The sequence below is a fragment of the Pseudomonas mangiferae genome, from assembly GCF_007109405.1.
GTDB classification, from domain to species: domain Bacteria; phylum Pseudomonadota; class Gammaproteobacteria; order Pseudomonadales; family Pseudomonadaceae; genus Pseudomonas_T; species Pseudomonas_T mangiferae.
In genome coordinates this window covers 1-11,692 of the sequence record NZ_VJOY01000017.1, presented here as the reverse complement: position 1 = coordinate 11,692, position 11,692 = coordinate 1, and the positions used below count along the sequence as shown (strand labels likewise).

Annotated in this window: 11 protein-coding genes; 5 read left to right on the top strand and 6 right to left on the bottom strand. The window is 63.9% G+C overall.

Annotated features, from left to right (window positions below; translation table 11 throughout):
- Positions 1-23 precede the first annotated feature (23 nt).
- Entirely contained in the window at positions 24-1,343 is a 1,320-nt protein-coding gene (locus FM069_RS18310) for an MFS transporter (protein WP_143489818.1), read from the top strand.
- Positions 1,344-1,368: 25 nt separating this feature from the next.
- Here FM069_RS18310 and FM069_RS18305 read toward each other — a convergent pair whose 3' ends face one another.
- From FM069_RS18305 to flgA, 4 genes are all read right to left on the bottom strand, one after another.
- Positions 1,369-2,106, bottom strand: a complete 738-nt coding sequence (locus FM069_RS18305; protein WP_143489817.1) for a flagellar brake protein — start codon at positions 2,104-2,106, stop codon at positions 1,369-1,371.
- Between the two features lie 81 nt (positions 2,107-2,187).
- Positions 2,188-2,655, bottom strand: a complete 468-nt coding sequence (locus FM069_RS18300; RefSeq protein ID WP_143489816.1) for a flagella synthesis protein FlgN — start codon at positions 2,653-2,655, stop codon at positions 2,188-2,190.
- 49 nt (positions 2,656-2,704) lie between these two features.
- A complete protein-coding gene (gene flgM, locus FM069_RS18295) occupies positions 2,705-3,043 on the bottom strand; it encodes a flagellar biosynthesis anti-sigma factor FlgM (protein ID WP_143489815.1) in 339 nt (112 codons plus the stop codon).
- A 144-nt stretch (positions 3,044-3,187) separates the two neighbouring features.
- Positions 3,188-3,946, bottom strand: coding sequence for a flagellar basal body P-ring formation chaperone FlgA (gene flgA, locus FM069_RS18290; protein ID WP_143489814.1), 759 nt, complete (start codon positions 3,944-3,946; stop codon positions 3,188-3,190).
- A gap of 81 nt (positions 3,947-4,027) precedes the next feature.
- Here flgA and FM069_RS18285 point away from each other — a divergent pair, with 81 nt between their 5' ends.
- Both FM069_RS18285 and cheR read left to right on the top strand, forming a co-directional pair.
- On the top strand, positions 4,028-4,960 hold the full coding sequence (locus FM069_RS18285) for a chemotaxis protein CheV (RefSeq protein ID WP_143489813.1): 933 nt from the start codon (positions 4,028-4,030) through the stop codon (positions 4,958-4,960).
- A gap of 42 nt (positions 4,961-5,002) precedes the next feature.
- The gene (gene cheR, locus FM069_RS18280) at positions 5,003-5,830 is read left to right on the top strand and encodes a protein-glutamate O-methyltransferase CheR (protein ID WP_143489812.1); all 828 of its coding nucleotides are present in this window, start codon (positions 5,003-5,005) and stop codon (positions 5,828-5,830) included.
- Between the two features lie 72 nt (positions 5,831-5,902).
- Here the strand turns inward: cheR and FM069_RS18275 are convergent, their stop codons facing one another.
- The gene (locus FM069_RS18275; protein ID WP_143489811.1) at positions 5,903-6,373 is read right to left on the bottom strand and encodes a MaoC family dehydratase; all 471 of its coding nucleotides are present in this window, start codon (positions 6,371-6,373) and stop codon (positions 5,903-5,905) included.
- A 33-nt stretch (positions 6,374-6,406) separates the two neighbouring features.
- Positions 6,407-7,354 (bottom strand): alpha/beta hydrolase, encoded by a 948-nt coding sequence (locus FM069_RS18270; RefSeq protein WP_143489810.1) that lies wholly within the window; start codon positions 7,352-7,354, stop codon positions 6,407-6,409.
- Between the two features lie 213 nt (positions 7,355-7,567).
- Here FM069_RS18270 and fadD2 point away from each other — a divergent pair, with 213 nt between their 5' ends.
- Positions 7,568-9,256, top strand: a complete 1,689-nt coding sequence (fadD2, locus tag FM069_RS18265) for a long-chain-fatty-acid--CoA ligase FadD2 (RefSeq protein WP_143489809.1) — start codon at positions 7,568-7,570, stop codon at positions 9,254-9,256.
- A 233-nt stretch (positions 9,257-9,489) separates the two neighbouring features.
- Complete coding sequence (gene fadD1, locus FM069_RS18260; protein ID WP_143489808.1) at positions 9,490-11,178, top strand: long-chain-fatty-acid--CoA ligase FadD1; 1,689 nt, start codon at positions 9,490-9,492, stop codon at positions 11,176-11,178.
- Positions 11,179-11,692: the final 514 nt, after the last annotated feature.

Here is an 11,692-nt window from a genome sequence, read left to right as displayed (position 1 = left end):
CGGCGGTCATTCCTGGAGTTTCGATGCGTACCTTGGTGGCTTTTCGTGCGTTGTACTTCGCCACGCTGTTGATGCTGATGGGCTCCGGCCTGCTTAGCACCTATCTGGCCCTGCGGCTGGCGGCCGAACAGGTGGATGGACTCTGGGTCGGCGCGCTGATGGCGTGCAACTATATAGGGCTTGCGCTCGGCGGGAAGCTCGGTCACCGATTGATCGGCCGGGTCGGCCACATCCGTGCCTATGTGGCCTGCGCCGGGGTCGTCACGGCCGCGGTGCTCGGGCATGGCCTGATCGCCTGGCTGCCTGCCTGGCTATTCCTGCGCATGCTGGTGGGCGTGGGCATGATGTGTCAGTACATGGTCATCGAGAGCTGGCTCAGCGAGCAGGCAGAGCCCAGTCAGCGCGGCAAGGTGTTCTCCGGCTACATGGCCGCGTCCTATTTCGGGCTGATCCTCGGCCAACTGGTGCTGGTGGTGCACCCGCATCTGGGTCTGGAGCTGCTGATGCTGGTTGCGCTGTGCTACGCCCTGTGCCTGGTGCCGGTGGCTGTCACTCGCAAGATCCACCCCGCGCCGCTGCGTCCTGCCCCCATCGGGCCGCGCTTCTTTATCAAGCGGGTGCCCCAGTCCCTGACCACGACCCTGACCGCGGGCCTGATCATCGGGTCGTTCTACGGCCTGGCGCCGCTCTATGCCAACGCCCAGGGCCTGGCCAACGAAAAAGTCGGCTTGTTCATGGGCAGTTGCATCCTGGCGGGGCTCCTGGTGCAGTGGCCGCTGGGCTGGTTGTCCGACCGCAAGGACCGGGCGCTGCTGATCCGCATCGCCGCCATCCTGCTGGCGCTGGCCGCCTTGCCCCTGGCCCTGATGCCAAACGTGCCGCTGGCGTTGTTGCTGCCCCTGGGATTCCTGGTGAGCATGCTGCAGTTCTCCCTCTACCCGCTGGCGGTGGCGTTTTCCAACGACCATGTGGAGGCGGAGCGACGGGTATCGCTGACCGCCATGCTGTTGATCACATTCGGCGTAGGCGCCAGCATCGGCCCCTTGCTGGCGGGCGCCCTGATGAAAATGGTCGGGGCGAACCTGCTCTATGCGTTTTTCAGTGTCTGCGGGGTCATCCTGGCGTTGCGGGTGCATCCTGGCGCGGTCACCGGCTTACACCGGGTGGACGAGGCGCCGCTGCACCACGTGCCGACGCCGGACAGCATGACCAGTTCGCCCCTGGTGGCGGCCCTTGACCCCAGGGTCGACGAGCAGGATGTACAGCAGCAGATGCAGGTGAGCGAGCCGACCCCTGCGGACAGCGCGGATTCGCCCGCGGAAGCGCCAAAGCCGAGCGACTGAAGGGGCGCTGCCGCCTGACTTGGTCTCAGAGATCGTCTTTATCGGTGCGCCGCGCTTCGCGCTGCAGTTGATAGACGAAGCGTTCGATATTGCGTTGCTCGAGCCCGCCGATGCGGTGGAAGCGTGTGCCGGCGAAGGTGGCATCGAGCTTCACGTCATGGACCGCATGGCGTATTTCGATGGGGGTCACCAAGGTACCGAACGGCAGCTGGATGGTGAGCCGCTCGTAGACTTCCCCGCTGTGAAGGCGAGCGCTGATATCGCCCGGGAAGCGCAGTTTGCACCCGGTCGCCGAGATGTCGATCAACTGGCCTTTCAACACCAGGGACAGGCGCTCGCCGCTCAGCTCGACGCTTACCGGCTGGCCGGGCAGGGTGATGGCCCGGTAGGCATTGCGTCGCTGGTGATACAGCATCTCCGTGGGCAGGGAGCACCAATAGCAGCGGGTTCCTTCCAGCTCACCGATGTCCGCGGGCTGGTCGCAATCCCAGGCGATCCGCACGCCGTCGTGGGACGACTCCACATGGAACAGCTCGCCGTTGTTCAGGAAGCGCTCGCCGTCGGAGGGGATCATTTCGTCCAGGGCCAACAGGCCGCGGTCGCGGTCCACCTCCACCAGGTAGGTGCGGAACTGCTGGTTGCGTTCATGGAAGGTGATGATCAGCGGGTCGTGGTTCTGGAGCAATTGGCGCAGGTTGGCGTGGATCTCCACCGGTGTCTTCAACACCTTGGGTGGCTGAGGGCTATTGATCGGGTCGGACACGGTCCAGGATTCTCCCCAAGCGCGCGGAGCGGCAGCACGGGAAGCGCGGCGGGGCCGGCGACCTTGGTGCTCTTGTTGTTATCACGCCTGGCTGAGCGGGCGCTGCTGGGCGATTCTAGCGGCGCTACCGCGGCTGTCATAGAGGTTTGGCGTTTCCGTACCGCGCAGCAGGCCGAGCAGGTTGCTCACCACGAACTGATTGGCGCGGATGAGCTGGCCATTGCGCGCATTGCCCTGCTGGCAGCGCTCCAGTAGCTCGCTCAGTTCCTGGCTGCGGGCGAGCAGGTCGCCGCCGTGGGGGGAGCGTTCGGCCAGGGCCTGGAGGCCGTTTAGGTCGGGGCTGAGTTGCAGGCTCACCAGGGTCTGGCTGCGCTGCAGGCCATGCTCGTCGAGCGTGGCCAGGAGAGGGCGTTTTTCCGTCAGGAGGCTTTCCAGGCGAGGCAGGTCGCGGGCCTCGAGGGCCTCGCGTTCAGCGTCGATCAGCGTCAGCAGTGACTGCGCGTTCTGGATATCGTCGGTGAACAGCTGGAGCAGAGTGAGATCTTGCATGGCGGCCTCTGGGGTCTAGGCGTCCAACACCCCGGCGCAGCCTCGAAGACTAGCGCTGGGACTCTAGGGCCAGCATCTTGCTGGCGATCTTGCGACTATCGACCTGATAGCTGCCGTCGGCAATCGACTGCTTGAGCTTTTCGACGCGCTCTTTATCGACCGCGGGCAAGTCGCGCAGTTTGTCGGTGATTTTCTGCAATTGCTGGGCTTCGCTGCTGAGCTGGACGGTTTCGCCGCTCTTGGCCTTTTCGGCGGGTTGCGCCTGGGCCTGTGCGGAGGCGGACTGGCCGCTGACGGCTTCGCTGCGCGTGCCGGACTGCGCGGACCCGCTGCGTCCGGATGAGACGGGCGTGTTGGCATTGTTCAGCCGGTTGAAGTCGATAGCCATGATGAAAACCTCGGAGAGTGGACGCTTGCCTAGCTTTTCGGCGGTACGCAGGAATACTTTAGGAAAATAAATGAGAACCGGTCGACAAAGCGGTCAGCGGCTCCTAGGTCGCATCGCTGACCGCACACAGTACAAAATCCGCTCCTACATCGCCACTTCCACCTGCCCTGGCCCGACGACTCGTGCCTTGACCACCCGATGGGAATTCAGGTTGCGTACGCGGATCTGTTGGCCTGGCGCTCCGTTGGATAGGGCCTCGCCCGGCATGCGCACGCTGACGGAAGGGTTTTGCGCAGTGATGACCACCTGATCGCCTTTCTTCACCACCTCCGCCAATTGGAGATGGGACGGTGTGACGATCTGGTCGGGCAGCAGCGCACGGGTCAATTTGGTGTTCATGACCTGGGCCGGATCGGTGAGATAGCCCTGACTGAGCAGACCGGTATCCCGTTCCGCCAGCACCAGGTCGTCGGCGCTCAGCAGCGAGTCGCGTTTCAGCGGGCGGGCCGCCACCAGCACGCTGCGGTACAGCTTCACCTGGGCCGGCACGAACACCGTCCAGGGCGAACTGCCTTCGCAGCGAACCTGTACCGTCACCCGCCCCAGGGGCTGCGCCGGGCTCTGCAAGGTGGTCGTCAAATCCTTGTCGCACCGGGCCAGGCGCAGGCGCGGGTCGATGGAGTTGACCGTCACTTCGCTGCGGCCTTCGATGGCGCCGCGCTCCAGGTAATCTTCCACCAGCACTTCAAGAAAGCCTTGTGTGGTGCCGATAAGTTGCTCGGGCAGCGTCATTTCCGCCTCGTCCGCGCGGCTATAGCCTACGCTGTACAAAGCAGGTAAAACTGCCGCGAGCCAACCGGCTTTGGCGAGTGCGCGTCGAAAAAGTGTCGTAATCCGCTTCATGATGGTTGCATAGCAAGGCGCGTGCCGCCTGCTAGGCTATCTAGGCAGTGCGTCAGCGACTTACTCAGTGAGGAACTTGGCATGGCGGGTATATTGGATTCGGTTAACCAGCGCACGCAGCTGGTTGGGCAGAACCGCCTGGAATTGTTGCTGTTTCGCCTCGACAACTCGCAGTTGTACGGGATCAACGTGTTCAAGGTGAAGGAGGTGCTGCAATGCCCCAAGCTCACCATCATGCCGAAGTCCAGCCCCGTGGTCCGCGGTGTCGCCAACATCCGTGGCGGCACGTTGCCGATCCTCGACCTGGCCATGGCCACCGGTCGAACTGGTCTGGATGACCTGAAGAACAGCTTCGTCATCATCACCGAGTACAACAGCAAGATTCAGGGCTTTCTGGTGCGTTCGGTCGAACGCATCGTCAACATGAACTGGGAAGAGATTCATCCACCACCCAAGGGCACCGGCCGCGACCACTACCTGACGGCAGTGACCCGGGTCGACAAGCAACTGGTAGAAATCATCGACGTGGAGAAGATCCTCGCCGAAGTAGCGCCCACCTCGGAGGTGATTTCCGAGGGGGTCATCGACGTCGAGTCCCAGGCCAAGGCGGTCTCCAAGCACGTGCTGATCTGCGATGACTCGTCGGTGGCACGCAAGCAGGTGGTCCGTTGTCTGGAGACCGTGGGGGTGGAGGTCACGGCGCTCAACGATGGCCGCGAAGCCTACAACTTCCTGCTGAAAATGGTGGAAGAAGGCAAGGCGCCGGAAAAAGAGCTGCTGATGCTGATCTCCGACATCGAGATGCCGGAAATGGACGGCTACACGCTGACGGCGGAGATTCGCGGCGACCCGCGCATGCAGAAGCTGCACATCATCCTGCATACTTCGCTTTCCGGGGTGTTCAACCAGGCGATGGTGAAGAAGGTCGGCGCGGACGATTTCCTCGCCAAATTCAAACCTGACGAACTGGCCGCCCGGGTCATCGAGCGCATCAGGGTAACGGACGGGGGCTGAGGCCCAGCCCCCGTAAAAAACATGAGTGGAGAGGCGGCGCTAGTGTCTTCGGGCAATTTGGACTTCGAGCAATTTCGGACCTTCCTGGAAAAAACCTGCGGGATTCTGCTTGGCAGCAACAAGCAGTACCTGGTTTCCAGCCGTCTCAACAAACTGATGGAACAGAATGGCATCAAGACGCTGGGGGAGCTGGTGCAACGCATCCAGAACCAACCCCGCGGCGGGCTGCGCGAGCAGGTGGTGGATGCCATGACCACCAACGAAACCCTCTGGTTTCGCGATACTTACCCCTTCGAAGTGCTGAAGACGCGCGTCCTCCCCGAACTGATCAAGGCCAGCCCGGGGCAGCGTCTGCGTATCTGGTCCGCCGCCAGTTCGTCCGGCCAGGAGCCGTTCTCCCTGTCCATGGCCATCGACGAGTTCGAGAAGACCAACCTGGGCCAGCTCAAGGGCGGCGTGCAGATCGTCGCCACGGACTTGTCGCCCTCGATGCTGGCGGCCTGCCGCGCCGGCGAATACGACAGCCTGGCCATGGGCCGGGGCCTGTCCCAGGAGCGTCTGACCCGCTACTTCGACCCGAAAGGGCCGGGGCGCTGGGCAGTGAAGCCGGCCATCAAGGGGCGTGTGGAGTTCAAGGCCCTGAACCTGCTGGACAGCTATGCCAGTCTGGGCAAGTTCGACGTGGTGTTCTGCCGCAACGTCCTCATCTATTTCTCCGCCGAAGTGAAGAAGGACATCCTGACCCGCATCCACGCCACCCTCAAACCGGGGGGCTACTTGTTCCTTGGGGCGTCCGAAGCACTGAACGGGCTGCCGGACCTCTACCAGATGGTGCAGTGCAATCCGGGCATCATCTACAAGGTCAAGTGACGGCTCGTCGCAACTGAAAAGGGAAGCCTTGGCTTCCCTTTTTTAATGTCCATCGGCTGTATGCCAGCGGGGTCAGCCGATCTGGATCGGCGGCAGCTCCGGCAGGTCGACGGTCATGGACTGTTTCGGCGCCAGGACTTCGGCTTCACCGTCCACCACCTGCTCGGCGTTCTGGTTGAACACCCGGGTGGCGATGCGCACACGATTCTTCGGCAGCTTTTCCAGCACCTCCAGGTCCACCCGGAGCCGGTCGCCCAGCTTGACCGGGCGGGTGAAGCGCAGGTTCTGGCCCAGGTAAATGGTGCCCGGCCCCGGGAGTTCACAGGCGATGGCCGCACTGATCAACGCGCCGCTGAACATGCCGTGGGCGATGCGCTCCTTGAACAGGGTGCCGGCGGCGTATTCCGCATCCAGGTGCACCGGGTTGCGGTCGCCTGAAACGGCGGCGAAGAGCTGGATATCGCGTTCCTCCACCTGTTTCTCGTAGCGGGCGGTCTGGCCGACCTCCAGGGCGTCATAGGTGAAGTTGCTGGCTTGGGTCATCGGGTTCTCCTGTGGATTCGGCCGCCGGGCCTATCAGGTGGGCATGACGCAGCGGCGGCGGTGGGCGAGGGCCTGTTCGAGCCAGTCCAGCAGCTCGAACACCACCTCGTCGCGAATGTTCTCGTTGAGCAGCTCATGGCGCGCGTTGGCGTAGACGCGCAGTTGCACGTCGCGGACACCGGCCTCCCGCAGCGCGTCCGCCAGCGCCTCCAGGCGGGTACCGGCGCTGACCGGGTCGCGCTCGCCGCCGATTACCAGCAGCGGCAGGTCGGGGTCGATCTGCGCCAGGTTCTGCACCGGCGTGATCTCGCTCAGCCCGTCCAGCAAGTCGACCCAGAGCTGCGTGGTGCAGGCAAACCCGCACCGGGGGTCGGCCACGTAGGCATCCACCTCCGCTGGATCGGCGCTCAGCCAGTCGTAAGGCGTGCGGTTGGGCGCGTAGGCGCGGTTGTAGGAGCCGAACGATAGCCACTGAATGAGGCGGCTGCTGCGGCGCGGCCCCAGGCGCCAGCGCTCGACCCGGGCGATGGCCGCCGCCAGCCGGTAGAGCCCCCGGGGCTGGTAGTTGGAGCCCGAGAGGATCGCGCCCTGCAGGCTGCAGCTGTGTTGCATCAGATATGCCTGGCCGATGTAGCTGCCCATGCTATGGGCGAACAGGAAGATCGGCAGGCCAGGGTATTGCTGGCGAATGTGGTGGTTCAGGCTGGCCAGGTCGCCGACCACCCGGGTCCAGCCCGACGCATCGGCGAAATGGCCCTGGACGCCTTCGCCTACGGTCTGGCCGTGGCCGCGCTGGTCGTGGGCGAAGACCGCGAACCCGGCCTGGGTCAGGGCGTCGGCGAAGCGCCCGTAGCGGCCGCCGTGCTCGGCCATGCCATGGGCCACCATCAGCACGGCGCGCGGGGGTGTGGCCGGGCTCCAGCGGTTGACGTAGAGCGGTGTCTCGTCGCTGGCGCTGAGCCAGAAGGCCTCGTGGCGCATGGTGGCTCCTGTCGTCTGGGATGTTTGCGCAGTGTAGTCCTGAATCGACCGACAGCCCCACGGCGGCGCGGGAGCGGCCGGGGTACCCGGCGGGTCGCGAGATTCACGGGATCAATGACACCGCCCGCGCTATTTGCCGGTTGTCGGCGAACTGCTAAGTTCCGAAGAGTCCCGCCGCTGCGGGCCCGTTCAGGATCACGAGGACAATAATAAATGCAAGCGGATTTCTGGAACGACAAGCGCCCCGCCGGCGTTGCCAGCGACATCGACCTGGGTGCCTATCGCTCGGTGGTGGAGGTGTTCGAGCGCTCCTGCAAGCGCTTCGCCGACCGGCCAGCGTTCAGCAACCTGGGCGTGACCCTGAGCTACGCGGAGCTGGAGCGCCTGTCGGCCGCCTTCGCCGGCTACCTGCAGCAGCACACCGACCTGAAGCCGGGCGATCGCATTGCGGTGCAGATGCCCAACGTCCTGCAGTTCCCTATCGCGGTGTTCGGCGCCCTGCGCGCCGGCCTGGTGGTGGTCAACACCAATCCGCTGTACACCGTCCGCGAGATGCGCCACCAGTTCAAGGATGCCGGGGTGCGGGCCCTGGTGTACATGAACCTGTTCGGCCAGCGGGTGCAGGAAGTCCTCGCGGATACCGAGATCGACTACCTGATCGAGGCGCGCATGGGCGACCTGCAGTCGCCCCTCAAGGGCTGGCTGATCAATGCCGCGGTGAAGCACCTGAAGAAGATGGTGCCGGACTATCGCCTGCCCCAGGCCATCGCCTTCAAGACCGTGCTGAGCCAGGGCCAGGGCGCGGGGCTGAAGACGCCGCCCATGGGCCTCGACGACGTGGCGGTGCTGCAATACACCGGCGGCACCACCGGAGTGGCCAAGGGCGCGATGCTGACCCACGGCAACCTGGTGGCCAACATGCTGCAGGTGGATGCTTGCCTGTCCCAGTTGGGCCCGGACGGCCAGCCGCTGATGAAACAGGGCCAGGAGGTGATGATCGCGCCGTTGCCGCTGTACCACATCTATGCCTTCACCGCGAACTGCATGTGCATGATGGTCAACGGCAACCACAACGTGCTGATCACCAACCCGCGGGACATCCCGGGCTTCGTCAAGGAACTGGGCAAGTGGCGATTTTCCGCGCTGCTGGGCCTCAATACCCTGTTCGTCGCGCTGATGGACCACCCCGGTTTCAAGGACCTGGATTTTTCCCACCTCAAGCTGACCAACTCCGGCGGCACCGCCCTGGTGAAGGCTACTGCCGAGCGCTGGAAATCCATCACCGGTTGCTCGGTGGTGGAAGGCTACGGCCTCACCGAGACGTCCCCGGTGGCCAGCAGCAACCCCTACGGTGATGCGGCGCGACTGGGGACGGTGGGAATCCCGGTGCCCGGCACGGCCTTCAAGGTGATCGACGACGAAGGCCGTGAACTGCCCTTCGGCGAGCGGGGCGAACTGTGCATCAAGGGCCCGCAGGTGATGAAGGGCTACTGGCAGCGCCCGGATGCCACCGCCGAGGTGCTGGATGCGGAAGGCTGGTTCAAGACCGGCGACATCGCAGTGATCGAGCCGGACGGCTACGTGAGCATCGTCGACCGCAAGAAGGACATGATCATCGTCTCCGGCTTCAACGTGTACCCCAACGAGATCGAGGACGTGCTGATGGCCCACCCGAAGGTGGCCAGTTGCGCCGCTATCGGCGTGCCGGACGAGCGCTCCGGCGAGGCGGTCAAGCTGTTCGTGGTGCCCCGGGAGGGGGGCGTCTCGGTTGAGGAGCTCAAGGCCTACTGCAAGGCTAATTTCACTGCCTACAAGGTGCCGAAGCAGATCGTTCTGAAGGAGGCGTTGCCCATGAGTCCGGTGGGCAAGATCCTGCGGCGGGAGCTGCGCGATATCGCCTGAAAGGCGCGTCCCCATGCGCCTGGGGACTTCCCACCGACGAACGAACGAGCGTGACCGTAATTAAAATTACGGTCATTTTCGTGACTCGTTGGCCCGGTTTGGCGCTAGGCGCCTCCTAGCAAAGCTGCTAATCTCGGCGCGTTTTTGCCCCTGGCGGGGGAAACCGCGCAGAACACAATAAACAACCGCTCTCGCAGCGGTGAAGATTAGCTGTTGCTTAGGAGTGGGCTTCCATGATCGAAAATTTCTGGAAGGACAAATATCCAGCAGGCATACCTGCCGAAATCGATGCCGACCGCTACCCGAACATCCAGTCGGTACTCAAAGAGTCCTGCCAACGCTTCGCCGACAAGCCTGCCTTCAGCAACCTCGGCAAGACCCTGACCTACGGCGAGCTATACCGTCTTTCCGGTGACTTCGCCGCCTACCTGCAACAGCACACCGACCTGCAGCCCGGCGACCGCATCGCCGTGCAGATGCCGAACATCCTGCAGTACCCCGTGGTGGTCTTCGGCGCCATGCGCGCCGGCCTGGTGGTGGTCAACACCAACCCGCTGTACACCGCCCGGGAGATGGAGCACCAGTTCAACGACGCCGGCGCCAAGGCGCTGGTCTGCCTGGCCAACATGGCCCACCTCGCCGAAGATGTCCTGCCCAAGACGGGCGTGCGCCACGTCATCGTCACCGAGGTCGGCGACCTGCTGCCACCGTTGAAGCGCCTGCTGGTCAACAGCGTCGTCAAGTACGTGAAGAAGATGGTGCCGGCCTATCACCTGCCGGGCGCCGTCCGCCTCAACGATGCCCTGGCCCAGGGCCACGGCAAGACCCCGCGGGAAGCCACGCCCCAGGCTGGCGACGTCGCCGTGCTGCAGTACACCGGCGGCACTACTGGGGTGGCCAAGGGCGCCATGCTCACCCACCGCAATCTGATTGCCAACATGCTGCAGTGCAAGGCTCTGATGGGGGCCAACCTCAATGAGGGCAGCGAGATCCTCATCACCCCGCTGCCGCTGTACCACATCTACGCCTTCACCTTCCACTGCATGGCGATGATGCTGACCGGCAACCACAACATCCTCATCACCAACCCGCGGGACCTGCCGGGCATGGTGAAGGAGCTGTCCCGCTGGCGCTTCACCGGCTTCGTCGGGCTCAACACCCTGTTCGTCGCCCTCTGCCACAACGAGGACTTCCGCCGCCTGGACTTCGCCCCGCTGAAGCTCACCCTGTCCGGCGGCATGGCGCTGCAACTGGCTACCGCCGAGCGCTGGAAGGAAGTCACCGGCTGTTCCATCTGCGAAGGCTTCGGCATGACCGAGACCAGTCCGGTGGTGTCGGTGAACCCGTTCCAGGCCATCCAGATCGGCACCATCGGCATCCCGGTGCCGTCCACCCTCTGCAAGGTGGTGGACGACCAGGGCATCGAGCAGCCCATCGGCGCCATCGGCGAACTGTGCGTCAAAGGGCCCCAGGTGATGAAGGGCTACTGGCAGCGCCAGGACGCCACCGACGAGATCCTCGACGCCGAGGGCTGGCTGAAGACCGGCGACATCGGCGTGATCCAGGAAGACGGCTACATGCGCATCGTCGACCGGAAGAAGGACATGATCCTGGTCTCCGGTTTCAACGTGTACCCGAACGAACTGGAAGACGTGCTGGCGACCCTGCCGGGCGTGCTGCAGTGCGCGGCCATCGGCGTGCCGGACGAGCGCTCCGGCGAGGCGATCAAGATGTTCGTGGTGGTCAAGCCGGGTATGAGCCTGACCAAGGAACAGGTGATCGAGCACATGCGCGCCAACGTCACCGGCTACAAGATGCCCAAAGCCGTGGAGTTCCGCGACAGCCTGCCGACCACCAACGTCGGCAAGATCCTGCGCCGCGAACTGCGTGACGAAGAGCTGAAGAAACTGGGCAAGAAGTAACGGCCCACGCCTTCCGGAAGCCCCGCCTCGGCGGGGCTTCTTCGTTTTCGCCCATCCAATCCAGCCCATCACGTTGGGCGCTCATTGATGCTCTCACCCCTGGGTGGGGTGGATGACCGAAGTCATCCACCGACGAGGCGCGGTGGGATAAGCGCGGCTTATCTATCCTACGAAAGCCCGGCCGGAAAGCGCCTGGGTTTTTCCGTATCCGATGTCGCGTACCAAGGCGCCGCCTGAAAAATCGTTCCAAGGAGTAGGGTGGATGACCGAAGTCATCCACCGACGAGGCGCGGTGGGATAAGCGCGGCTTATCTATCCTACGAAAGCCCGGCCGGCAAAGCGCCTGGGTTTTCCGCATCCGATGTCGCGTACCAAGTCGCCGCCCGAAAAATTGTCCCAACGGGTAGGGTGGATGACCGAAGTCAACCACCCACGAAGGACGGCGCATAAGCCAGGGCATATCCCTCCTACCCCGATAGAACGCCCCAGCCGATCCGTCGCACCCGTCTCGAAC

Coding starts and splice junctions, on each gene's coding strand:
- FM069_RS18310 (WP_143489818.1), top strand. CDS start 24: ATGCGTACCTTGGTGGCTTTTCGTGCGTTGTACTTCGCCACGCTGTTG.
- FM069_RS18300 (WP_143489816.1), bottom strand. CDS start 2,655: ATGCAAGATCTCACTCTGCTCCAGCTGTTCACCGACGATATCCAGAAC.
- flgM (WP_143489815.1), bottom strand. CDS start 3,043: ATGGCTATCGACTTCAACCGGCTGAACAATGCCAACACGCCCGTCTCA.
- flgA (WP_143489814.1), bottom strand. CDS start 3,946: ATGAAGCGGATTACGACACTTTTTCGACGCGCACTCGCCAAAGCCGGT.
- FM069_RS18285 (WP_143489813.1), top strand. CDS start 4,028: ATGGCGGGTATATTGGATTCGGTTAACCAGCGCACGCAGCTGGTTGGG.
- FM069_RS18275 (WP_143489811.1), bottom strand. CDS start 6,373: ATGACCCAAGCCAGCAACTTCACCTATGACGCCCTGGAGGTCGGCCAG.
- FM069_RS18270 (WP_143489810.1), bottom strand. CDS start 7,354: ATGCGCCACGAGGCCTTCTGGCTCAGCGCCAGCGACGAGACACCGCTC.
- fadD2 (WP_143489809.1), top strand. CDS start 7,568: ATGCAAGCGGATTTCTGGAACGACAAGCGCCCCGCCGGCGTTGCCAGC.
- fadD1 (WP_143489808.1), top strand. CDS start 9,490: ATGATCGAAAATTTCTGGAAGGACAAATATCCAGCAGGCATACCTGCC.